We start from the raw sequence: 24,110 nt of genomic DNA, 5'->3' as shown, positions 1-24,110 counted from the left end.
ACTCTATCATCAAAGATTGTGCCACATTCGATTTAATTAATATGGAACTCCAACTTCTTATTTGATGAGATAAAGTCTATCAGCTTACGGTCGACATTAACGCCACCATTCTTACTTCTTAGCATAAGTACAGTGTTGTCTGGTGTTCGTAACTGTATGTAAAGTTGTGTGTTACCGATATGTTCCTCGATGACTGTTGCTAATTCCGAAACGAACGCATCGTCTAATGCTGTTGCATCCATAGAGATGGTAAAGCGTTCTAAACGATTCTTTTTTACGTCATATAGTTGCTCAATGTTCTGTACTTTAAGTTCTAAGAGATCTGGATTATTGCGATAACGAGGCTGACACTTTGCCGTAATATAGATGGTGTAGTTCATCTTCAGAAGATTATTCCATCGTGCCCAGTCGTCACCAAAGAGTGCTAACTCGCCCGTTCCATGAAAGTCTTCTATCGTGACAAAGCCAAATGGCTTTCCTGTCTTCTGTGAGAAACGCTCATTAACAGATGTGACAATACCGCCGAATGTCAATTCATCGACTTTTGCCAGTTCTTGCATATCTGCATTACGACCGAATTTAGAGCAATGTGTGTTACACATATTATTTAGTACGACACTATACTCATCAAGAGGGTGAGCTGACAGATAGATACCTACCAGTTCACGTTCCTTATTCAATTTCTCAATAGTAGGCCACTTCTCTGCCTTGGGTGCAATAGGATGAACTACATCTACCGCATCCATACCTCCGAAGAGTGAGTTCTGTTGTTGTGCCTTTTCAGCTTGGAAAAGCTGACCATAACGGACGATAGTATCCAAGAACAAATCACCCTTTCCAGTGACAGCAAAGTATTGTTCTCGTTGCAATCCGAAGCTATCGAAACCTCCACTATAAGCCAAACTTTCAAATGCCTTGCGGTTTACATTACTGAGATCAACACGTTCTGCAAAGTCGTATATATCCTTATAAGGACCATTCTCCATACGTTCGCATACAATACTTTCAGCCGCACTTGCACCCATTCCCTTGATAGCTGATAGTCCGAAGCGAATCTCACCATGCTTATTTACGCCAAAGCCTATCTGACTCTCGTTGACATCAGGACCGAGAGTTGCAATCTTCAATGCCTTACATTCCTCCATCAACTTTGTGATTTCGGTAATCTGACTGAAACGACGTGTCATCAATGCAGCCATATATTCGGCTGGATAATGCGCCTTCATGTAAGCCGTCTGGTAAGCTACCCATGAGTAACAGGTGGCATGTGACTTGTTGAAAGCGTAGCTGGCAAACTTCTCCCAGTCGCTCCATATCTTCTCAAGAATCTGTGGGTCGTGCCCATTCTCTTGTCCTTGCTTGATGAACTTAGGCTTCATTTTGTCAACGATGGCTTTCATCTTCTTACCCATCGCCTTACGAAGGGCATCACTCTCACCACGAGTAAAGTTCGCTAACTGGCGACTCAAGAGCATCACTTGCTCCTGATAGACAGTGATTCCATAGGTATCTTTGAGGTACTTCTCCATACAAGGGATGTCATACTTCACCAAAGAGGGGTCATGCTTACGCTTGATAAAGTCTGGAATATAATCCATTGGACCTGGACGATAGAGTGCATTCATGGCGATGAGGTCTTCAAACACTGTTGGATGAAGCTCACGCAGATACTTCTGCATACCAGCAGACTCAAACTGGAATGTACCAATGGTTTGTCCACGCTGATAGAGTTGGTAAGTCAATTCGTCATCAATAGGTATCTTCTCAAGGTCTATCACGTCACCTCTCGTTTGCTTAACAACCTTACAAGCCTCCTTTAACTCGGAGAGTGTCTTCAGTCCGAGGAAGTCCATCTTGATAAGACCTGTTGACTCAATGACGTGACCATCATACTGGGTTACAGGTACTTTCTTCTCTGGGAAATCAGGGTCATCTGCTGTTGAGATTGGCACCCATTCGTCAATAGGATTGCGACAGATGATAAATCCACAGGCATGGATACCCGTTCCACGCACCGTTCCCTCTAACATCTTGGCATATTTAATCGTGTTGCGTTCCCTTATATCTTCGCTTACCTCTGCATCCTGCAACTGTGGTGTGCACTTGATAGCGTTCGTTAAGTTCATCTTCATGCCATCAGGTAAGCGTTCTGGGATAGCCTTGCATAGGGCGTTAGACACATTCAAAGGTAGCTTCTCTACGCGGGCAACATCCTTGATAGAGTTTTTTGTTGCCATTGTTGAGTAGGTGATGATATGTGCACAGTTCTCATGTCCGTACTTATCCATTACCCACTGCAGCACACGTCCACGACCATCATCATCGAAGTCGGTATCAATATCAGGGAGATTGACACGGTCAGGGTTGAGGAAACGCTCAAAAAGTAAGTCATACTTCAAAGGGTCAATCTGTGTAATTCCCAAGCAATAAGCCACAACGGAACCTGCAGCAGAACCACGACCAGGTCCCACCATAACGTCCAACTGCTGTCGTGCTGCATTGATAAAGTCTTGCACAATGAGGAAGTAACCAGGGAAACCCATCGTCTTCATGACATGCAACTCAAAGCGGATGTGATTTTTAACCTCATCAGAGAGCGGATCGCCATAAAGCTTTTTTGCGCCATCGTAGGCTAATTTGGCAAGATAGTCAGCCTCAAACTTAATGCGATACATCTTCTCATAGCCTCCTAAACGGTCGATAACCTTCTGTCCTTCTTCAGGGGAAAGAGGGTTCTCACCGTTCTCATCGGTGGTAAACTCCTTGTATAAATCTTCCTCTGTGAACTTCTTTCTCCACTCTTCTTCTGTTCCGAAGTCTTCTGGAATAGGGAAGAATGGCATGATAGGACCATGGTTAATATCATAAATCTCTACCTTATCAAGGATCTCCAGCGTGTTTGTCATTGCCTCCGGAATGTCCGAGAAGATGTCATTCATCTCTGCACGTGTCTTGAACCACTCTTGTTTAGAGTAGCGCATACGCTTAGGATCATCCAAATCTTCGTTCGTTGAAATACAGAGTAAGTGGTCGTGAGCCTCAGCAGTCTCCTTATCTTCAAAGTGACAGTCGTTCGTACAGATTAGCTTTATGCCATATTCCTTGGCAAACTTCATGAGCACTTTGTTGGCTTTCTGCTGCAAAGGATAAGCCTCACGGTTAGCTACTATGCTTGGGTCTTTTACTTCATGGCGTTGCAACTCAAGATAGAAGTCATCTCCAAAGACACGGTGATACCATTCGCAGGCTTCCCTTGCCCCCTCAATGTCGTCATGGATAATCTTGTTTGGGACCTCACCTGCAATACAAGCTGTACAGACAATCAGTCCCTCATGATACTTCTCAAGCTGCTCACGATCCGTACGAGGGCGATAGTAATAACCATCTACCCATGCGTTAGACACCAGTTTTATGAGGTTCTTGTAACCCGTATAGTTCTTCGCCAATACGATAAGGTGGTAGCCTGAATTGTCATGCATACTCTTTTGCTTGTCATGCATTGTACGACGTGCTACATACATTTCACAACCGAAGATAGGTTTAAAAGGCTCTTCACCCTTTTCTTTCCTACCTTTATTAACCTTAGCACAATAGTCAGCAAACTCTTTTATGCCAAACATTACACCATGGTCAGTAATTGCCATACCCTTCATTCCATCGGCAATCGCTTTATCAACAAGGCGTGTAACCTTTGATTGACCATCAAGAACAGAATAATAGGTGTGGACGTGTAAATGTACGTAATCTTCCATTGAACTTATGCGTTTTTGAGCTGTAAAGTTACTATGAAAAGCCGACATAGCAAAAGATTGAGAGTGAAAATTTGTGGAAATGACAAAAAAGAAGTACCTTTGCAACAAAACAAATACGTCGTTTATCGACCATGGGAAAAATAAAAAAGAAACTCAAAAAGATTAGAATCCATCACGAGGGGACAAATACGTTGTTCTATGGAGCTATAGCTATTATCCTCATCGCCTTGATTCTTTGGTTTGCAGTTCCAACGAAGATACCATTTGGGATTTTTTTAGTCGTGTTCGGTACCATTTATGGTATAGTACTCAATTTCTATCAGTGTCCTATCCGCTATTTTAGTAGTGAAGATACGGAGGGAATTGTCGTGGCTCCTGCTGACGGACATATCGTTGTTATAGAAGAAGTAGATGAGAATGAATATTTCATGAACGTCGATTGATGATTTCAATCTTCATGAGTCTATGGAATGTACATGCCAATTGGTTCCCAGTAGACGGGGTCGTAAAGTCCGTACAACATTTTGATGGTAAGTTCCATAAAGCTTGGCTTCCTAAGGCAAGTGAGGAGAACGAACATGCCGATACAATCATCACAACTCCTGATGGCACAGATGTACTCTGTCGTCAGATTGCTGGTGCTATGGCACGTCGTATCGTGACATACGCTAAGCCTGGTGAGGATTGTTACATTGATGAGCATCTTGGCTTCATCAAGTTAGGTAGTCGTGTTGACATCTTCCTCCCTGTAGGCTCTGAGGTTTGTGTAAAGATGGGACAAACGACAGTGGGTGACCAGACGGTTATTGCAAAGTTGAAGCCAAATAACAAGTAAAGATGAAGAAACATATTCCTAATAGCATTACCTGTTGCAATCTTATCTCTGGTTGCATCGCTATTGGTTTTGCTTTTGCAGGCAATATAGAGATTGCATTGCTATTTATTATCATAGGTGCTGTGTTTGATTTCTTTGATGGAATGGTGGCACGCTTATTGAAAGTAAGTTCACCTATCGGAAAGGAGTTAGACTCTTTGGCAGATGTTATTACTTTCGGTGTAGCACCATCAACTATCATCTTTTCACAGTTACATGTAATGTCTTATCCTGTCTTTCTTGAGCCATTACGTGACTATCTGCCTTATGCAGCCTTTATCATGGCAGCTTTCTCGGCATTGCGTCTTGCAAAATTCAACCTTGATGAACGTCAGGCATTAGGTTTTATAGGATTGCCAACACCTGCTAACGCACTCTTTTGGGGTTCACTTCTTGTAGGTGTAGGCGAGAAGTTAGAAACTTGCCCATCGGCTTTATACTTTATCCTTGCTGGTATTTTGATTAGTTCATGGCTGCTTGTATCAGAAATTCCAATGTTTGCATTAAAATTTAAGCACTGGGGATTCAAGGGAAATGAGGTGAAGTATCTCTTTTTGCTTACTTGTATTCCATTGGTTGTTATCTTCGGAATCTCATCATTTGCTATCATCATTGCATGGTATGTGATACTATCGGCTATCGTAAAACAATCTCCTGCACAAAAGTAAGGAGTTTAAGTTCCAAGCTATGTCAATTATTGCTTTCTTACTGAAGTTTGCTTTCTTCATCTTTTTCACGTTCTTAGTACTTATTTTATGGGTGGCTTACCTATTTTATAAGCAGATAACACGTGCACGTCGTCAGTTTAATCCTAATGACTATCAGCATCAAGAACCCAGCTCCACGGAGAATACTATTATTGATAATCGTCCAATGGAGGAACGTCGTAAACAGGTTATTCCAGACAGCGAGGGCGAGTATGTGGACTTTACGGAGTCTGATGATACGAAATCATAACAAGAGGTTATACAACATAACATACAAAAATAATATAGGATAAATCAATAAGATTTGTCCTATTTTTTTATCCCCACTTTTTCTATTGATGCTCAATTGCATTTGAATTAAGCCTTAATTGGGTTCTAAAAGATGCCCTTTTGAGGTCTAACTAACGCCCTTTTGAGGCTCAATTAAGCACCTTTTGAAACACATTTTATAATCAATTGATTTTTTGTTAGTTACAAACCCGCCTTTTATACTTATTTGGAGCTATTTTTATTGGGTTTTATCTGAGCTTATGTAATAATTTTTCAAACCCTTACCAGCTACTTTTAGACCTTGGAAAGGGAAGGCGTTCTACTCTACTATACACAATAAGCATCTGTACTTTTCAAGGAATAACCTTTAAATTTCTTCTACTCATCAAACGAAAAAAGGGGTGTATCAAACTGAGACTACTGACGTCTTCTTTGATACAACCCCTTTTAAGGTGTACAACTGCAATCCTTATACTATCCTATCGATAGCCAAAAGAAAAGTCATCACCTTATTATATTACTTCTGCTGTGCACGATAATTATCCAATCCCTTATCAAGGAACTCAAGATAAGCTGGTACATCCTCCTTAAAACTGAAGCTACCATTTAATGGCTTGCCTGCATTGTCCAATGGAACATAGAATGGTTGAGCCAGATAACCGAACTTTGTTTGCTCTAAGTAACTCCACTTATCACCGATAGTACGCAACGTACGCGAAGTCCCATCGGGGAGTTTCACCTCAACAGGTTGCTTCAATGGAGTCTTATCGTCTACATAAAGTGAGATGAGGACATAATCTTTCTTCAACTTATCAGCCACCCGTGAGTCTGTCCACACAGATGCTTCCATCTTACGACAGTTAACACAACCGAAGCCAGTAAAGTCGACCAAGACGGGTTTACCAGCTGCTACAGCTGCACGCATACCCTCATCATAATCCGTAAAATCAGCATGTACGGTCTGTGGAGCAAGATTAAAATCCTGCGTATTAATAGGTGGTGCAAAAGCACTTACCGCCTTTGTAGGTGCACCCCATAAGCCAGGGAGCATATAAACAGAAAAAGCCAGAGAGCAAAGACCTAACATAATAGCAGGTACTGGCATTGCCTTCTGTTCTGGGTCATCATGTGGGAACTTAAGTTTACCAATCAGGTAGAGACCCATGAGACCGAAGAGAACAATCCAAATAGAGAGGAATGTCTCACGATCAAGAATGTGCCAGCCGTATGCAAGGTCGGCTACTGACAAGAACTTCAGTGAGAAAGCCAACTCGATGAAGCCCAACACAACCTTAATCATATTCATCCATGAACCTGACTTTGGTGCTTTCTTAAGCAAGGTTGGGAAGAGGGCAAAGAAAGTAAAGGGTAAGGCAAGTGCCAAAGCAAAGCCAAACATACCCACAGCTGGAGCTACCCAATCACCACTTGTCGCTGCCTGAACAAGGAGAAGACCAACAACAGGAGCAGTACAAGAGAAACTTACCAATGACAAGGTGAATGCCATCAGGAAGATTGAAAGCAAACCTGTTGTCGCTGAAGCCTTATTGTCAACCGCATTACCCCATGAAGAAGGTAATCGAAGTTCAAACCAACCAAAGAAGCTGAAGGCAAAGACCACTAACAGAAGGAAGAAGAAGACATTGAACGGTGCATTCGTTGCCAACTCATTCAACTTCTGTGGACCGAAAGCCCAAGTAACAAGCGTTGCCAAACCCATATAAATAACAATGATTGACAAGCCGTATGTCACAGCATCACGTATACCCTTCTTACGGTCATCCTTCGCTCTCTTGAGGAAGAAACTTACCGTCATTGGAATGATAGGCCATACACAAGGGGTGAGCAGAGCAATAAGACCACCAACAATACCCATAAAGAAAATAGCTAAAAGAGAGCTATTAGAGCTATCATTCGTGCTATTAAATGCTGACAATTCCTTAATGACTGGCTGCCACAAATTAGCATCTGCATTTACTTGTGCATTTTCTTGCTTTAATGGTCCTGCTGTATCTAATGGCAATACATCTGCCTTCTTAGCTGTATCTGCAGTCATTGCGGTAAGTGCAGATAAACCATCAGCTGCTACATCAGTAGCAGCTGTCGTTGTTTTTTCCGTTTCTGCATTAGCAGCTGTTGGTGTTGCTGCGGGCGCGGAAGCAGGTCCATTACCTTTGAAATTAAATTCAACCTGTGTTGGTGGCAAACACATCTCATCATTACAAGCACCATATTCCAAGTAACCTTTTATACTATAGGTCTTGGCTGTTATCTTGTAACGCTGAACGAAACCAACGCTATTCTCGAAATAACGTAGTTTCATCTCGAAAGTCTTATCATAGACATTCAACTCTTTACCACGTGTTGTGAGCTTACCAACCGGTGTTACACCCTCTGCTTTGTCTACATGTAAAGATGCAGATGTAGGACCATCAGCAGGAAGATTCGTTGAATATACATGCCATCCCTGGTCAATCTTCGCTGTGAAGATAACCTCTACCTCTGTTGGTGAAACCTGCTTCTGCTGTACAGAAAAGTGAACAGGGTTCTGCTGTGCCATAGCTGTGAGGCTAAACAACAGCGTAAAGAGGATAAATAGTGTATTTCTTCTTTTCATCGTTTTATACTATTAGAATTTGAACTGCAAAGATAAGAAAATTATTTTTATAACATTACATAATGTATATATTTAATATTTATATTCAATAACTTTTTATCAATCTATGTTCAAAAGGTTTTCAGGATTAAGATGAGTTCTCTCGTCGATTTTTATTTTACGTATATTGTTGCAGGCAGGTAGTCACCTACCTGCTGCAACAGCTATTCATTCAAGAATAATCAGCATTAGTTATGCACCAACGTACCTATATCTTCACCGTCCATAACCTTCTTCAGATTACCAACAACATCCATATTAAAGACATAGATAGGGAGGTCATTCTCTTTGCACATAGTCGTTGCAGTGAGGTCCATCACCTTAAGCCCCTTCGTGTAAATCTCATCGTAAGTGATGGAAGAGAACTTTGTTGCCGTTGGGTCTTTCTCTGGGTCAGCAGTGTAGATACCGTCCACACGTGTTCCCTTGAGCATAACGTCAGCCTCAATCTCAATACCACGCAAGCTGGAACCAGTGTCAGTAGTAAAGTAAGGACTACCAGTACCAGCTGAGAAGATACATACATAACCTGCTTCCATTGCCTCGATAGCCTTCCACTTGCTATAGAACTCGCCGATTGGTTCCATACGGATAGCGGTCAAGACCTTAGCTTTCACACCAGCAGCCTCAAGTGCTGAACTGAGCGCAAGCGAGTTGATAACGGTTGCACACATACCCATCTGGTCACCTTTCACACGGTCAAAGCCTTTTTGGCTACCGCTCAAGCCACGGAAGATGTTACCGCCACCGATAACGATACCAATCTCTACGCCCATTTCGTGTACTTCCTTTATCTGCTTTGCATAGTCACTAAGACGCTCAGGGTCGATACCAAAGCCCTGCTTTCCCATCAAACTCTCGCCCGAGAGCTTCAGGAGTATTCTTTTAAATCTTGCCATTATTTTGGAGTTAAAGGTATTGAGGAGGACTTCTTTATCTCCCCAAAACCTAATTATATAACAAATTCTACTTCTTTGAATTGGTATTCACGAATCATACCCTTGCTGTCACGGAGAATAAGATGCCCATCGTCTTCTACTTCTACGATAGCTCCATCAAACTCACCATCAGCATCACGAAACTTATGAAAGCCTCCACGTCGGTACAAGGCTTCGTGATACATGGCACTGATATCATTATATCCGCCCATCTCTAACAACTGATAGAGTTCTGAGAACTTCTTGATAATCTTCTTCAATAGTTCTTCTTTGTCAACCTCATGCCCTAAAATCTGGCAGAGAGAAACGGGATTAGGAGCATCACTATGGAACACGTCTTGGTTTACATTTAGTCCCACACCGAAGACACAATCTTTTATACGCCCCGCAGCGAGCTTTGTCTCAATCAGCGTACCACTTAGTTTCTTATCTTTCCAATAGATGTCATTCGGCCATTTCAGACGGATATCCTCTTTTACATAGTCTGCTAAAGCTTCTTTCAGTGCCAAAGCACCAGCTTCCGAGAGTAGAAACTGACTACGGACTGGCAGCATCGTTGGATGAACAAGCACAGAAAACAGCAGGTTCTTACCCGCTTCACTTTCCCAAGTGTTCGTCCCCTGTCCTTTTCCTGCTGTCTGATAATCGGCAACAACGACTGTCATTGGTTCATCTTCAGCAGGTGTGTAAGTGCGCAGATAGGCGTTTGTACTATCGACAGAATCCAGTCTTACGACTTTCACCTCTCTTTCTTTCTCTACTACTGTTGGCTTGAAAAAACCTAATATGGCATCTATTATCTTCATTTACAATCTATTCTTTATACGAATGGAAGAAAGGCATCCTTCACATGGCGCACTTCATTGGTTCCTGTTGGCTGCCCTACGACAGTAATAATATCAAAGCGAATATCCAAACTGATATTATATCGCTTGACGTATGCATTGGCAGCTATCGAGAGCGAACGCACTTTTTGCACGGTGACAGCCTCGTCGGCATCGGCAAACTGCTCATTCTTTCGTGTCTTTACCTCAACAATGACCAGCTCTCCGTTGTCTATTGCGACAATGTCTAAGTCTCGATGATGATAATCCCAATCACGATGAAGAATGACATAACCCAACTGTTGGAGATAGCTTACCGCCACATCCTCTCCCCATTTTCCTAATTCGTTATGGTATGCCATGCGTCTTTCTTTCCTTAACTTGCAGAAGTTTAAGAAGTTAAGACTATTAGAAAGAGACAAGATTATTCTTTATACGTATCAAATCGATTTTCGGATGAAACAAAGGTATTGCCTACTTCTTCTAAATCCTTAAACTTTATCACTCCCGTCAAGAATTGTGTACATCAATATTCACAGCACAAAGTTAGAATAATCTTTCGTAAAATCAAAATAAAACCCGTATTTTTGCAGTATGAGTACAGAAGAACAAAGCAAGAAAGACCTATACTATATGCAGCGTGCATTGGCTGAAGCCGAAGCTGCATATAAAGAAGGTGAAATCCCTATTGGTGCTGTTGTGGTATGCCGTGACCGCATCATCGCTCGTGCCCATAACCTAACAGAAACGCTGAACGATGTTACGGCACACGCAGAAATGCAGGCAATAACCATGGCTGCCAACGAGTTGGGAGGTAAATACCTGCAGGACTGCACGCTATATGTGACTGTTGAACCTTGCATCATGTGTGCTGGTGCCATCGGTTGGGCACAACTTCAGCGTATTGTCTATGGCTGTCCCGACGAAAAACGGGGCTACCACGAGTATGCACCCAAGGCTTTCCACCCAAAAGCTAACGTTACTTACGGTGTGATGGAAGAGGAATGTCTCGCCTTGATGCAGCGGTTCTTCCAAGAAAGAAGGTAGGTTTTGAGGAGTTAAGGAGTGAAAGAGAGTGAAAGGAGTTAAGACATCACCTCTTTTCCTGATACTAATAAGATATAGAAAGGAAAAAGAAAGGATTTTACTTGTGCTCTCTACGAATATTAGAGGTAAGAGATAAACTACTGATAAATGCCCTTTTAACTTCTTATAGCTACATTCCAACGAATTATTTTCATGAAAAGAAATATTTTCTTTCATGAAGAAAAATAATTATTTACACGACAATAAATATTTATTTTCATGAAAATAATTCGCTCAAAAGCTGTTGTAAGCATAAAAAAGAACCATTATCAAGAATACAATTAACACCATAAAACAAATAAATTTATGCCTTTGATGTCACCTTTTACAAACCAATAACGTTATACAAGTGAATCGGTTCAGAAAGAAAACCAAAATGTATAACATATTAAAATAAATGATTATGAATCCTGTAATTTTTAATTCACTTATTGAAAGTCTCGTTCCAATAGCAATTGTAGTAGTACTTCCAATTGTAGTAGTTTGGCTCTCTTACCGTAACAAACAACACGAAACGGACAAAAGAAGCGAGATTGTTACGGCTATTATTGAAAAGAATCCTGACATTGACGTGCAGGAGTTTCTCGACAAGCTGAACCCTTCAAAGAAATCATACAAAGAGCAACTGATGACAAAAATGCACCAGGAACTACTTTGGGGGACAATCTGTCTTATCGGAGGGGCAGCAACCATATTGGTTATTATAGTTTTGAGCATTTTGCAAAGTTTTGACAAAGGATATATCCCTATAGGCGCTGTATTCGGCATTGCCCCACTGGCTGTAGGATGCGGGTTGTTAATCGCCTACAACAATGCCAAAAAGACTTTGGAAAACTTGAAAGACAATGATTAGGTTATTATGACAATAGAACAATTCGTTGAATTGGTCAATCAGGAGCAGGCGCATCTACGTCGGTTCCTGACGGCTTTATGCTGCGGCAATAGTGCTGAAGCTGACGATATTGCTCAAGAAGCACTCATTAAAGCCTACCTTCGTAGCAGTCAATACGACGAACGGGGACTGTTCTCGGCTTGGCTAATGAAGATTGCCTATCGTGTCTTCATCGACTCCCACCGCAAACAGAAGCATCAACAGGAACTGCCCATTGAGAAGGCTATCACGCTCCAAGGGAACAATAAAAGTGACGATGCCTTCCGCTATCAGGAATTACATAGTGCTTTAGAAACGCTTACGGAAACGATGCGCACAAGTATTCTGCTTTATTATATGCAGGGTTATCAGATAAAAGAAATTGCAGAGATAACCGAAAACAGTGAGGATGCAATTAAGAAACAACTCTCACGTGGACGGCAAGAACTTAAACACTTATTGGAAAGATGAACGAAGATAAATTCTTAAAAGACTTACTGGCGGACTATCATCCACAACTGTCGGATGACAAAACGTTCATGGAAAGACTGCAACGACAGATGGAACTTATCGAAGAAGTCAAGGCATATCAACGTGCGGAAAGCCGAAAGAATAAACTAACGTCGCTTAAACTGCTTGCCGTTGGTATTGTTTTGGGCTGTGTTGTTACGCTTGCAAGTTTCACACTGCCAACCATCTTTGACCGATATATCAACGGAACGCAATCAGAATTCATCCTTACTTTGCTTCACAACGTTCAGTATATTGGATTGGCAATAGGTGCAGCCTTCGTCACCATCAGCTTACTGTTTAGCACAAAATTTGCAGAGTTAAAAGATAAAGTGCCACATTCATAAGGCTTTCTTTGAGTGTTGTAGACGACGATACAATAGAAAAAACTTGCAAAAATGGTTATTACTGCTCTCGTCTGGTTTGAAGACATAAGAAAAGAGGCATCCTTACGATGAGAATGCCTCTTTTCTTATATTGTTATCTTATGCTTATCTAACCTGGATAACCAAGTATTTGCTTGTGCTCCAGAAGGTCTGTGGGTCGGTGATACGGAGAACATACTGTCCGTTTGTATCGGTTGTCAGCATGTAGCTACTACTTGGGTGGGCAGTCAAGAGATGTGCACTCTTGCTGTAAAGTTTGATTTCCTTGTTAACACGGATATCAATCTTTGTGAAGTAACCCTTGTTGAAAGCCCCTTGAAGAACCTTACCACCGTCGAGGATGCGCTGTGCCTTCAACTCGCTCTTAGTACCGAATACATACCAACCAGTATTCAACTGCTTGTCCTGAGTATTGATAGTCTCAGTCTTCTGGTTGCTCTCTGTCTGGAGATTTTCCTTCTCCTTAGTGAGGTTTTCCTTCTCTGCTGTAAGGTTCTCCTTATCAGTCTTGAGATTAGTAACATCAGTATTCAAACCTGTGATAGTCTCATCAAGTTCCTTAATATGAATATTCTTTGACTCCAACTCAGCACGCAACTGCTTCAACTCAGTCTCCTTTGAACTCAACTGATTTGTCAGACGGTTGAGTGTCTCCTTCATTGCGTCACCCTTAAAGCCTGTCTCACGCAGCTGTTGCTGTAACTTCTTGATGAGTTCACGGTTTTCCTGCATACGCTGAGCAATGAACTGGATATTCTCCTTCATCTGTTCTGTCTTGTTAGCAGCCTCACCATTCTTAGCGATAGTAACACGATTCTCTGCCTCGTTGATAGCAGCAAAACCCTGCTGGATATCATTCAACGTTCCCATCATGTCATTAATCTCATGATCACGTGCATCAATAACACTACGCAAAGAATCACTCTGTATTTCGGATGGGTTCAAAGCCGATTTCTTGTCTTTGTTGCAGGATGCCAGTGCAAGAACTCCACATACTGCGAAAACTAATAGTTTATTCATACATTATAAGTTTTTATCCATTTGTTTCTTCCTATCAGAAGACTTTACTTTTTCTTTTCCAGCCACTACGATGACGAACTCACCACGTGGTTCTGTCTCTTTGAAGTGGGCAATTACCTCTGTCAATGCTCCTCGAACACTCTCTTCGTGTATCTTAGAAATCTCACGACAACAGCTTACTTGTCGTTCTGGACCGAACACGTCAACGAATTGTTCTAATGTTTTCACCACTCTATAAGGTGATTCATAGAATATCATTGTGCGTGGTTCTTCGGCTAAACTCTCTAAATGAGTCTTACGTCCTTTCTTCTGAGGGAGAAACCCTTCGAAGCAGAAGCGGTCGCAAGGCAAACCACTTGACACCAATGCAGGCACGAAAGCTGTGGCTCCAGGGAGTGTCTGAACGGTTATTCCATTGGCTGCTGCCTCACGAGCGAGAAAAAATCCAGGATCACTGATACCTGGAGTTCCTGCATCTGAGATAAGTGCAACTGTCTCACCAGCCTTTAATCTATTAACTATACCAGCAGAACTTGCATGTTCATTGAATTTATGATGAGACATAAGACGATTCTTAATCTCAAAATGTTTCAACAAAATACCCGATGTACGAGTATCCTCACACAAAACTAAATCAGCTTCTTTTAAGATTCTGATGGCACGGAGGGTCATATCCTCCATATTTCCAACTGGTGTCGGTACGAGATAAAGTATTCCCATTGTTATTTGCAAATGTAAAGTAAATGAACAGAAGAGCAAAATAAATTAGCTTTTTTACATAACAATTATGTCCGTTTGCAAGGGAAAAGACAAAGTAACAATGATGTTGTAAATTTTAAGAATAAGCACTCTTATCAACGAAAAACATCAACTTTATTCAATAATTTTAGCTTAACTCACTTTTTTCCTTAGTTGAGAAAGCAAAGAACATACCTACTCAATAACTTTTAACGCTTAACGTTTATCTATTCTTTTTTAATTATATATCTTTGCAATGATTATGACAAAGATAGACAATCTTAACGGTGAAAGACGTCGACAAGGACGCATTGAGGTGATTTGTGGAAGTATGTTCTCTGGTAAGACAGAAGAACTCATCCGTCGTATGAAACGTGCCAAGTTTGCAAAACAGAAGGTGGAGATTTTCAAACCTTCGCTTGACACACGTTATTCGGACGAAGATGTTGTCAGTCATGACAAGAACATTATTCATTCCACACCTATTGATTCATCTGGCAACATCCTCCTTCTTGCCTCGGATATTGATGTCGTGGGCATTGACGAAGCACAGTTCTTAGACGAAGGACTCACTGAGGTTTGCAACAAATTAGCAAACAACGGGGTACGTGTCATCATTGCGGGTCTTGATATGGACTTTAAAGGTGTACCCTTCGGTCCGATTCCAGCACTTTGTGCCATTGCTGATGAGGTGACTAAGGTACATGCTATCTGCGTGAAGTGTGGGGCATTGGCATACGTAAGCCACCGCCTCATTGCTGATAATCGTCGTGTTATGCTTGGCGAACAGCAGGAATACGAGCCATTGTGCCGTGAATGCTACAAGAGGGCAACACAGAATGAAGCAAATAATAAAGAATAAAACAACTATGCGACAAACGATTACTTTCGATAAATTCATACGTTGGGCTTTAGTAGCATTAGCAATCCTTACGGTAGGATTTATCATCAAGTCACTCTCTGATGTTCTTCTGCCATTCTTTATAGCATGGTTGATAGCCTATCTCCTCTACCCTATCGTGAAGTTCGTACAGTATAAACTCCACGTACCAGGTAGGGCTTTAAGCATCATCATTACCCTTATATTTGTCACAGCACTCTTTGCAGCCATCTTCATGTTTATCGTCCCACCAATGATAAATCAGGCTGATAAGTTTATGACTATTGTCAATCGCTATTTACATGAGACCACACATACCAATAACATAGCGACAATGGTGCAGAGATGGATTAAGGAAAATCAAGTAGAAATAGAAAGATTCTTAAAGAGTCCAGACTTCACTGAAACGATTAAGAGTGCTATGCCAAAGCTTTTCTCTGTGATAGGACAAACTGCAAGTATCGTAATCTCTATCATTGCGTCATGTATCACCCTCCTCTACACGTTCTTTATCTTACTTGATTATGAGGTATTGTCAAGCAACTGGATTAAGATATTTCCAAAGAGAGCACGCCCTTTCTGGGCTGGGTTAGCACAGGATGTAGAACGAGAACTGAATAATTACATTCGTGGGCAAGGCTTAGTATCACTCTGTATGGCTATACTCTTTTGTATTGGTTTCACCATTATAGACTTCCCTATGGCTATCGGTTTAGCTGTACTCATTGGTATTCTTAACCTCGTTCCTTATCTTCACACCTTCGCCCTCGTTCCAACAGCCTTCTTAGCATTACTCAAAGCTGCTGACACTGGGCAGAATTTCTGGATTATTTTTGGTTCTGCATTAGCAGTCTTTGCCGTTGTACAGTTACTTATGGATATGGTGATAACTCCGAAGATTATGGGTAAAGCTATGGGTCTCAACCCTGCTATCCTACTCCTCTCTCTCTCCGTTTGGGGTGCACTCTTGGGCTTTATCGGACTTATCATTGCCTTACCACTCACGACGCTTATCATTGCTTACTGGCAAAGATATGTCACGAAAGAGGGTAATACAGTAGAAACGGAAAACGTACCTGCTGTTGCGGAGGATAAGAAAGAGGAAAAAGAATAAACAAGGATTCAATCTATAAAACGGAAAGAGGTCTCCTTTTTACACAGGAAAGAGACCTCTTTTTTATGCTATCTACTACTAACACCAATGGTGTTTACCATGAACACCATGTGTGTTAAGCCTTAGCACCATATGTGTGCTACCTTAAAACATCGACTGAAGATAGGGAAAGAGGGACATTAAGGTCACTATCATAAAGATAGGAAGACGTTAATGCAAAACAAAAAACACGTTTATAAAATAAAAATAGCTCTCCTCTTCACACGAAAAGGAAAGCTATTTTTATACAATCTACACCACTATTAGCAGTTTATCAACACCATGAAGACTCGGCTAAAGTGGTCTTTAATGTACTTATTTATACGTAAGACTCTAAGAACTTAATAGTTCCTGAAACCTTAACTGTTGTTGCTGTAGCTGGAAGGAGTACACTCTCACCTGCACGGAACGAAATAGTATTTCCTTCTGCATCGGTAATCTCACCCTCACCCTTGAGTCCAACGAAGATTACGAAAGAATCCAAATCGCTATAATCGAGTGTCATTGGCTCTGTAAGGTCATAAACAGAAGTGGTGAAATAAGGACAGCTAACAAGCTCGACTGGCTCGTTCTTACGTGCTTCATACTGTGTACGATAGTCTGGATAGACCGTATAATCAATACACTCAGCCGCTTCCTTCGTATGCAACTGGCGATAATTACCCTCAGCATCCTGACGCTTGAAATCATAGATACGGTAGGTTACGTCGCTTGTCTCCTGAATCTCTGCTAAGAAACAGCCTGCACCAATAGAGTGGATACGACCAGCTGGCAGGAAGAACACATCACCTTCCTTTACAGGATATTCACACAAAGCCTCAGTGATAGTATCATTTTCAACCATCTCCTTGTATTGCTCTGGCGTAATCTTCTGCTTCAAACCACTACGAAGAGAAGCATCAGCATCACTTTCCATTACATACCACATCTCTGTCTTACCACGACCCAAACCTTTAGCCTGCGCTTGTTCGTCCGTAGGGTGAACCTGAATAGAAAGTTGCTGACGGGCATCAATGAACTTTACGAGTAATGGGAACTCATTGCCGAAACGTGCATAGTTCTCCTTACCCACCAGTTTATCTTTCAAAGTATCAACCAGTTTGTTCAGTGTCCAGCCTTTGTACTCGCCATTAGAGACAACACTCTCGTTGTCCTTAACACCAGATATCTCCCAACTTTCGCCCACCTGCTTCTGATCTGAAGTCAAATGCTTGAAAGGTACTATCTTTTCTCCACCCCAAAGGATAGACTTTAAAAGAGGATTAAACTTAAACATTTCCATTTCTTTATTGCTTTTTTGATGTTTCAAACTTCATAATAACGAAACCAATGTGTGGTATCATTCGTACTGCAAAGTTACACTTTAATCAGTAGATTACCAAGAAAACTGACAGAAAGGCATTGTTTCATTCTCCTCTAAAAGTTAGAGTGAAGATTGTCATATCACATGATTACACAACAAACTTTTACCTTTACTCCTGCTCTATTCCTACTAATAGATAACAGGAAAATATCCCTCAGTTTCTACGTCACGGTTTATATCAACAATAAAGCTGTTGTTTGACTTATGTAGAAGATAGGTTTAGAATTATTAAACCATAACCTTACAAAGTTCAAACAACAGCTTTAACGTATCATCTTACTTAATTTCAGACATTCGCTTTGTATATTTCTGGATTATCTTTTGTGTTGATTTGTCTGATGCAAACACACTGTAGAATCCTTGTGGCTCATGTGCTGGGTCGCAAGTAAAGTCATCTCCTGCCTGCCAACGCTCATGACAAGGTTTTCCGTAACCGCCCCAACCCCAGAAGTCACAACCAACAAGGAGTCCACCATTCGTTGCATTCTCTGCAACAGCATCCATAACGTACTTGTAATAAGCATCGCGCGCCTTCGTTGTACTCTTCAATGAGAATGAAAAACCATCACGAGGATAACCGAACTCTTCAAGTACAAGTGGCTTATTAAGACGCTTACAGATGACAAGATGATTGTCGATATATTCTTGCGTTTGCTTAAAACTTGCCTTGAGGTCCTCTTTTAGATGTGTCTTTCTTGCCCATTGCCAGTTGTATGGCCAAATGTGAATATTGCAATAGTCCACATTCTTATCTGCACAGATACGCTCAAAGCAGCCATAATCACGCTCACAACCAAAAGCACCTTCACTTCCAAGGCTTATCAGATGGTTCTGATCAAGGCTACGAACGAGTGCTGTTGCCTCTGAAAGCCACTTCTCAAACTCTGGCAAAGCCTCTTTCGAGAAAGCCCGTGGCTCATTACAAATCTGCCAAGACATGATTGTTGGGTCATCAACATACTTTAGTCCAGAGTATCTGTTGGTACGACTAAGGATGAAGCGAATATGATCATAAAACATTAAGTGCGCTTTCTGATTAGCAGCGAACTTGCTGGCAAACTTTGTATAAGCACCATAGCCATCTCTACGTGGTATCAAAGCAGGACCCTCATCAGCCCACTCCAAATAAGCACCATAGCCCCCACTCCATTCCCAAGAGTTAGTCAAATAAAGCACAGCAACCATCTTTCGCTTGCTCATCTCAGTTAAAAGATAGTCTAATCCTGCAAGAATAGAATCGTTATATACTCCTGGACGAGGTTGTAAAACAGGCTCTATCTTATCCTCAACACCAGGCAAACCATCTGCACCAACCAAGATGCGGAGATTGTCTATACCTAATCGTTGCATCTCATCAAGTTCACGACGAAGACGCACACGGTCTCCTCCCAATCCCTCAGAACCAAGAACAGCTCCATACCAGAAGTTTGCCCCAACATAATAGTAGGGGTTCCCATTACGCACAAAGCGTCCGTTCTTAACTTTCACAAAGTCGCCAGCCATCATACTCACAGCCATTGTCAAGGCAAGAATTGCCATAAAGAATCTTCTCATATATTAGTAGTAAATCAAAAAATATCATCTCATTTTGCGTCATACCCTCTTCAAAGGACAAGCATCTACTAAATAATACATCTGACAGCAGCTTTTCCCTTACTCACATCGCCACTTTTATAAGAAGATAAGTGCTTTTGCTTTTTTACTCTTTAACCGTTTTACTTTTCTATTCCATCCCTTTTCTCACATTTATTTACTAACTTTGTAGCCAAATGGACAACAACATAACAGATATAAAGCAATTATTGAACGATGAGACGGACGAGAAGCATTTCTCGTTTGAGGTTCTTCCCCCTTTGAAAGGCAATGGAACAGCGTCTCTTTTCCGCAATATTGATCAGCTTAAGGAGTTTAATCCTACCTTCATAAACATAACGACTCACCATAGTGAGTTCGTATATCACGAGCGCGAAGATGGCTTATTGGAACGACAAAGCATTCGTCGTCGCCCTGGAACAATAGCCATTGCGGCTGCCATCCAACAAACGTATGGTATCCCTGTCATCCCTCATGTGATATGCTCTGGTGCAACCAAAGAGGATATTGAGTATGAACTACTCGACTTGCAGTTTCTTGGTATAGAGAATTTGATGCTTCTGCGTGGCGACAAAGCACGTGAAGACCGTATGTTCAAACCTGTAAAGGGCGGACATCGACATACAACAGAACTAATTAAACAGGTGAATCATTTCAATGAAGGTGTATTCACTGACGGGTCTATAATGAAGCATCCTGGTAAGCCTTTCGTATATGGTGTAGCGTGCTATCCTGAGAAACATGAGGAAGCACCTAACCTTGAACAAGATTTACGTTACCTCAAACAGAAGCAGGATCTTGGTGCAACATTTGCCGTTACACAACTTTTCTACGACAATGAGAAGTTCTATAACTTCGTTGACCAAGCGCGTAAAATGGGTATTACTATCCCTATCATACCAGGAATAAAGCCTTTCGCAAAGCTGTCTCAACTGAATGTTATCCCAAAGACATTCCATTGTGACATCCCCAAAAAGCTTGCAGAGCTGGCTTTAATATGTAAATCGGATGAAGAGGCATGCCTCTTAGGTATTGAATGGACTGTCAGACAAGTGAAAGACCTTTATGCACATGGTTTCAACAATGTACATTTCTACACCGTTTCAGCTGTAAGCAGTGTGTGTGAGGTGATGAGACGATTGGCAGAAACTGGTCTTCTGCAAAAGAATAGCAAATAAAAAAGAGAACAAGAGAAGATGAACTTTTCAGAAGTTATAGGACAAGAAGCTGTCAAGGAACGGATTATTCAGATGGTCAAAGAAGATCGTCTGCCCCATGCCTTGCTCTTCTGTGGACCTCAGGGAACGGGTAAGATGGCACTTGCGATGGCTTTTGCCAGCTATTTACTTGCGGGTGACGAAGCAGAAGGCGCGACTTCACTAGCCGTTTCTAACGCTCGTGCCATGCTTCGGAACTGGGAACATCCCGACCTACACTTCTCTTATCCTACCATAAAACTACCCAGCATGAGTAGTGACCACCAACCTGTAAGTACCGACTTTGCAAAGGAATGGCACGGTCTCATCATGCAAGGAACTTACTTCACCATGAACCAATGGATGAAGGAGATGGGGGCAACCACACAGCAAGCTATCATTACGGGTGCTGAAAGTGATGAATTATCACGTGTTTTAGCATTGAAATCAAGTCAAGGAGGCTATAAGGTCTCTATCATCTGGCTGCCGGAACGAATGAATCTCACCTCTGCTAACAAGTTATTGAAGTTATTGGAGGAGCCACCACAGGGCACCATCTTCCTCATGGTATGCGAAGAACCGGAGAAACTTCTCGAAACCATCATCAGCCGTACACAGCGAATTGATGTAAAACGAATCAAAGATGAAGCCATCGAACAGGCACTCATCAATAAAAGGGGTATTGATGCTGATGCCGCACACCGCATTGCTCGAATCGCACATGGTAGTTGGTTGAAAGCATTGGAGTCGCTGGACGCTGGCAATGAAAACCGTGAGTTCCACAACATGTTTCAGATGCTTATGCGCCTATGCTACCTTCGTAACGTAAAAGACCTTAAGCGTTGGTGTGAGGTTGTGGCGGGCTATGGACGTGAGAAAGAACGTCGTATGCTCACTTACTTCCAACAGCAGGTGCGCGAAAATTTTATGTTCAACTTCCGAAACCCTGAACTCAACTACATGACTTTGGAGGAAGAGAACTTTGCAAAGAACTTCGCACGATTCATCAACGAAGCAAACGTCATCGAAGTTAACGAACTCTTCCAGCGTGCTAATCGTGACATCGGGCAGAATGCAAATGCCAAGATTGTGTTCTACGACATGGCATTGAAGCTCATTGTGCTACTTTTGAAGAAGTAGACAGGTGGACAAGTTGACGAGTTAACTGTGGAAAGAGTTGACTGGTTGACAGGTTGACGAGTTGACAAGTTAATTGTGAAAAGAGTTTATGGGTTAACGGGTTGACAGATTATCTGGTTGAGACCCATAAAATATAATTTATCATTGCTTATCACAGCCTGCCACCCCCTCTCCTAAGAGAGGCTTATGGAGGCTTCCAATATATATAAAAACAAATAGAAAATAATCAATGGATTACAAAGATATGAAATTCAAGGTCTGGCATGGTTGCGACCGAGGCTTATGCCACAAAGGTTGTGGCAGACAGGAGCACCAGTTGAACACCTTCGACTGGTTAGCTGACGTGCCCGGAAACAACCAGACAACCGACCTTGTTGAGGTTCAATTCAAGAATACACGAAAGGGATATTATCACAATGTCAACAACCTTGACTTAAAGAAGGGCGACATCGTGGCTGTAGAAGCTAATCCTGGACACGACATCGGAGTGGTTACGCTGACTGGTCGTCTCGTTAAGTTGCAGATAAAGAAGTCATCATGTGTGAAGTCACCTGACGACATTAAGCGTGTCTATCGCCTTGCAAAGGAAGTTGACATGCAGAAATATCACGAGGCAAAAGCTCGTGAACATGCCACGATGATTGAGAGCCGACAGATTGCAAAGGGTTTAGGACTTAAGATGAAGATTGGTGACGTAGAGTATCAGGGCGATGGAAACAAAGCTATCTTCTACTACATTGCTGACGAACGTGTCGACTTCCGCCAGCTCATTAAGGACCTCGCAGCAGCCTTCCACGTACGAATTGAGATGAAACAGATTGGTGCACGACAGGAAGCAGGACGTATTGGTGGTACTGGTCCATGTGGTCGTGAACTTTGTTGTGCTACATGGATGAAGAATTTCTCCAGTGTTTCGACCACAGCTGCCCGTATTCAGGACATCTCACTCAACCCAACAAAACTGGCAGGTATGTGTGCTAAACTGAAATGTTGTCTGAACTATGAGGTTGACGACTACATGGAGGCAAGTAGGAGATTACCAAGTAAGGAGGTGGTGCTGGAGACTATGGATGGCGAATACCATCTCTTCAAGACTGATATTCTCAATGGTCAATGCACCTACTCTACCGATAAGAATCTCGCCGCAAACCTCGAAACAATCAGTGCTGAGCGTGCAAAGGAGATTATCGAAATGAACCGACGTGGAGAAAAACCACTTTCGTTGCTCAATGATGGTAAAGCTAAACCAGCTAAGAAGCCTGTTGACCTGCTTGCTGGTGCTGACCTCAGCCGATTTGATAAGGCAAAAAAGCGTAGAAAGAATAACCAACCTCACAATAACAACGGACAACAAGATAGCAGACCACAACGCGATAATCGCCGTAATCAGCGTGATGGACAGGACAACCATCATCAGCAAAACAACAATAGACGTTCACAGAACGACAACCGCCGCCCACAGAATGGTAATCGCCGTCCTTACAATGGTCCGCGTCCTGCACAACAACAGAACGAAGCTGCCCCACAATATAATAGACATGAAGGCAGACAGCCTCAGTAAACTGAAAGAATGCAAGAATGAAACATAAGGTTTCCACCTTATTATATATTATAGCACTCATGGTAATCGCTATGGGTGCTACCTCATGCAGTGACCCCCGCACTTACGATCACTATAAAAGTGTGTCGTTACAGGGTTGGTCACGCAAAGACACACTTACTTTTGATATTCCTCGTCAATGGGAGGGCAACTATCAGTTAGACCTCTGCTTACGTGCCGCACAGACTTATCCTTACCGCAATATAAGTATGATTATTGAGCGGAAAGTTATCTATTACAGACAACGTAAGAAGCGTGAAAAGACTTACAATGATACCGTTAATTGTGAGATTATTAACGATAAAGGAATATTGGTGGGGCATAAAGGTATTACAAGCACTGAGATACGTCAGGCAATTACCTCCTTCCGTCTCAACCGAAATGACTCCATGCACGTCACGATACATCATATCATGAACCGTGAGTCGCTCCCTGGCATCAGCGATGTTGGTGTTAGACTTATCAAAGAATAAAAATTAGAAACAAGCAATAAAGGCTGCTTCAACCTCCATACATTGGAGTTTTGAAGCAGCCTTTATACATATTGTAATGA

Annotated in this window: 21 protein-coding genes and 1 pseudogene; 13 read left to right on the top strand and 9 right to left on the bottom strand. The window is 41.9% G+C overall.

Annotation, left to right across the window (positions count from 1 at the left end):
- Positions 1–32 precede the first annotated feature (32 nt).
- Positions 33–3,752 (bottom strand): DNA polymerase III subunit alpha, encoded by a 3,720-nt coding sequence (gene dnaE / locus J5A56_RS04050; RefSeq protein WP_036920070.1) that lies wholly within the window; start codon positions 3,750–3,752, stop codon positions 33–35.
- Between the two features lie 131 nt (positions 3,753–3,883).
- Here dnaE and J5A56_RS04045 point away from each other — a divergent pair.
- The 3 genes and pseudogenes from J5A56_RS04045 (at position 3,884) to J5A56_RS04035 (ending at position 5,583) form a co-directional block, all read left to right on the top strand.
- Positions 3,884–4,587 (top strand): annotated as a pseudogene (locus tag J5A56_RS04045) (phosphatidylserine decarboxylase family protein).
- A 2-nt stretch (positions 4,588–4,589) separates the two neighbouring features.
- Positions 4,590–5,294 (top strand): CDP-diacylglycerol--serine O-phosphatidyltransferase, encoded by a 705-nt coding sequence (pssA, locus tag J5A56_RS04040; RefSeq protein ID WP_021672297.1) that lies wholly within the window; start codon positions 4,590–4,592, stop codon positions 5,292–5,294.
- A gap of 19 nt (positions 5,295–5,313) precedes the next feature.
- Positions 5,314–5,583, top strand: a complete 270-nt coding sequence (locus J5A56_RS04035) for a hypothetical protein (protein ID WP_021672298.1) — start codon at positions 5,314–5,316, stop codon at positions 5,581–5,583.
- Positions 5,584–6,120: 537 nt separating this feature from the next.
- Here J5A56_RS04035 and J5A56_RS04030 read toward each other — a convergent pair.
- The 4 genes from J5A56_RS04030 to J5A56_RS04015 form a co-directional block, all read right to left on the bottom strand.
- Positions 6,121–8,220 carry a protein-disulfide reductase DsbD family protein gene (locus tag J5A56_RS04030; RefSeq protein WP_021672299.1) on the bottom strand — a complete coding sequence of 700 codons (2,100 nt, stop codon included), beginning with the start codon at positions 8,218–8,220 and terminating at the stop codon, positions 6,121–6,123.
- Between the two features lie 227 nt (positions 8,221–8,447).
- Positions 8,448–9,158, bottom strand: a complete 711-nt coding sequence (pyrH, locus tag J5A56_RS04025; RefSeq protein WP_021672300.1) for a UMP kinase — start codon at positions 9,156–9,158, stop codon at positions 8,448–8,450.
- A 53-nt stretch (positions 9,159–9,211) separates the two neighbouring features.
- Entirely contained in the window at positions 9,212–10,003 is a 792-nt protein-coding gene (locus tag J5A56_RS04020; protein ID WP_021672301.1) for a biotin--[acetyl-CoA-carboxylase] ligase, read from the bottom strand.
- 14 nt (positions 10,004–10,017) lie between these two features.
- Entirely contained in the window at positions 10,018–10,383 is a 366-nt protein-coding gene (locus J5A56_RS04015; protein WP_021672302.1) for a YraN family protein, read from the bottom strand.
- A 232-nt stretch (positions 10,384–10,615) separates the two neighbouring features.
- Here J5A56_RS04015 and J5A56_RS04010 point away from each other — a divergent pair, with 232 nt between their 5' ends.
- The 4 genes from J5A56_RS04010 (at position 10,616) to J5A56_RS03995 (ending at position 12,835) form a co-directional block, all read left to right on the top strand.
- Positions 10,616–11,068, top strand: coding sequence for a nucleoside deaminase (locus J5A56_RS04010; protein WP_021672303.1), 453 nt, complete (start codon positions 10,616–10,618; stop codon positions 11,066–11,068).
- Between the two features lie 436 nt (positions 11,069–11,504).
- Positions 11,505–11,960: a hypothetical protein gene (locus J5A56_RS04005; protein WP_021672304.1), complete on the top strand. Its 456-nt coding sequence runs from the start codon at positions 11,505–11,507 to the stop codon at positions 11,958–11,960.
- 6 nt (positions 11,961–11,966) lie between these two features.
- Positions 11,967–12,449, top strand: coding sequence for an RNA polymerase sigma factor (locus J5A56_RS04000; RefSeq protein WP_021672305.1), 483 nt, complete (start codon positions 11,967–11,969; stop codon positions 12,447–12,449).
- Positions 12,446–12,835 (top strand): hypothetical protein, encoded by a 390-nt coding sequence (locus J5A56_RS03995; RefSeq protein WP_021672306.1) that lies wholly within the window; start codon positions 12,446–12,448, stop codon positions 12,833–12,835. Before J5A56_RS04000 ends, J5A56_RS03995 begins: the two co-directional genes overlap by 4 nt.
- Before the next feature lie 144 nt (positions 12,836–12,979).
- On the opposite strand, the gene J5A56_RS03990 is transcribed toward J5A56_RS03995, so the two are convergent.
- Positions 12,980–13,894 (bottom strand): hypothetical protein, encoded by a 915-nt coding sequence (locus J5A56_RS03990; RefSeq protein WP_021672307.1) that lies wholly within the window; start codon positions 13,892–13,894, stop codon positions 12,980–12,982.
- 3 nt (positions 13,895–13,897) lie between these two features.
- Complete coding sequence (gene rsmI / locus J5A56_RS03985; RefSeq protein WP_021672308.1) at positions 13,898–14,614, bottom strand: 16S rRNA (cytidine(1402)-2'-O)-methyltransferase; 717 nt, start codon at positions 14,612–14,614, stop codon at positions 13,898–13,900.
- A 280-nt stretch (positions 14,615–14,894) separates the two neighbouring features.
- On the opposite strand from rsmI, the gene J5A56_RS03980 reads away from it, so the two are divergent.
- Both J5A56_RS03980 and J5A56_RS03975 read left to right on the top strand, forming a co-directional pair.
- Positions 14,895–15,494, top strand: coding sequence for a thymidine kinase (locus tag J5A56_RS03980; protein ID WP_036920072.1), 600 nt, complete (start codon positions 14,895–14,897; stop codon positions 15,492–15,494).
- Positions 15,495–15,501: 7 nt separating this feature from the next.
- Entirely contained in the window at positions 15,502–16,626 is a 1,125-nt protein-coding gene (locus J5A56_RS03975; protein ID WP_036920096.1) for an AI-2E family transporter, read from the top strand.
- Between the two features lie 358 nt (positions 16,627–16,984).
- Here J5A56_RS03975 and J5A56_RS03970 read toward each other — a convergent pair whose 3' ends face one another.
- Together J5A56_RS03970 and J5A56_RS03965 are read right to left on the bottom strand one after the other, a co-directional pair.
- Entirely contained in the window at positions 16,985–17,947 is a 963-nt protein-coding gene (locus tag J5A56_RS03970) for a type I phosphomannose isomerase catalytic subunit (RefSeq protein WP_021672311.1), read from the bottom strand.
- A 357-nt stretch (positions 17,948–18,304) separates the two neighbouring features.
- On the bottom strand, positions 18,305–19,582 hold the full coding sequence (locus J5A56_RS03965; protein WP_036920074.1) for a glycoside hydrolase 5 family protein: 1,278 nt from the start codon (positions 19,580–19,582) through the stop codon (positions 18,305–18,307).
- 215 nt (positions 19,583–19,797) lie between these two features.
- Here J5A56_RS03965 and J5A56_RS03960 point away from each other — a divergent pair, with 215 nt between their 5' ends.
- The 4 genes from J5A56_RS03960 (at position 19,798) to J5A56_RS03945 (ending at position 24,030) form a co-directional block, all read left to right on the top strand.
- Positions 19,798–20,799, top strand: coding sequence for a methylenetetrahydrofolate reductase (locus J5A56_RS03960; protein ID WP_021672313.1), 1,002 nt, complete (start codon positions 19,798–19,800; stop codon positions 20,797–20,799).
- Positions 20,800–20,817: 18 nt separating this feature from the next.
- A complete protein-coding gene (locus J5A56_RS03955) occupies positions 20,818–21,957 on the top strand; it encodes an ATP-binding protein (RefSeq protein WP_021672314.1) in 1,140 nt (379 codons plus the stop codon).
- Positions 21,958–22,186: 229 nt separating this feature from the next.
- On the top strand, positions 22,187–23,518 hold the full coding sequence (gene ricT / locus J5A56_RS03950) for a regulatory iron-sulfur-containing complex subunit RicT (RefSeq protein WP_021672315.1): 1,332 nt from the start codon (positions 22,187–22,189) through the stop codon (positions 23,516–23,518).
- 17 nt (positions 23,519–23,535) lie between these two features.
- A complete protein-coding gene (locus J5A56_RS03945) occupies positions 23,536–24,030 on the top strand; it encodes a gliding motility lipoprotein GldH (RefSeq protein WP_021672316.1) in 495 nt (164 codons plus the stop codon).
- The last annotated feature ends 80 nt before the right edge of the window (positions 24,031–24,110 follow it).

Origin of the sequence: Prevotella melaninogenica (assembly GCF_018128065.1) — a bacterium.
Lineage (GTDB): Bacteria > Bacteroidota > Bacteroidia > Bacteroidales > Bacteroidaceae > Prevotella.
This window is presented reverse-complemented; position numbering and strand designations above follow the sequence as displayed.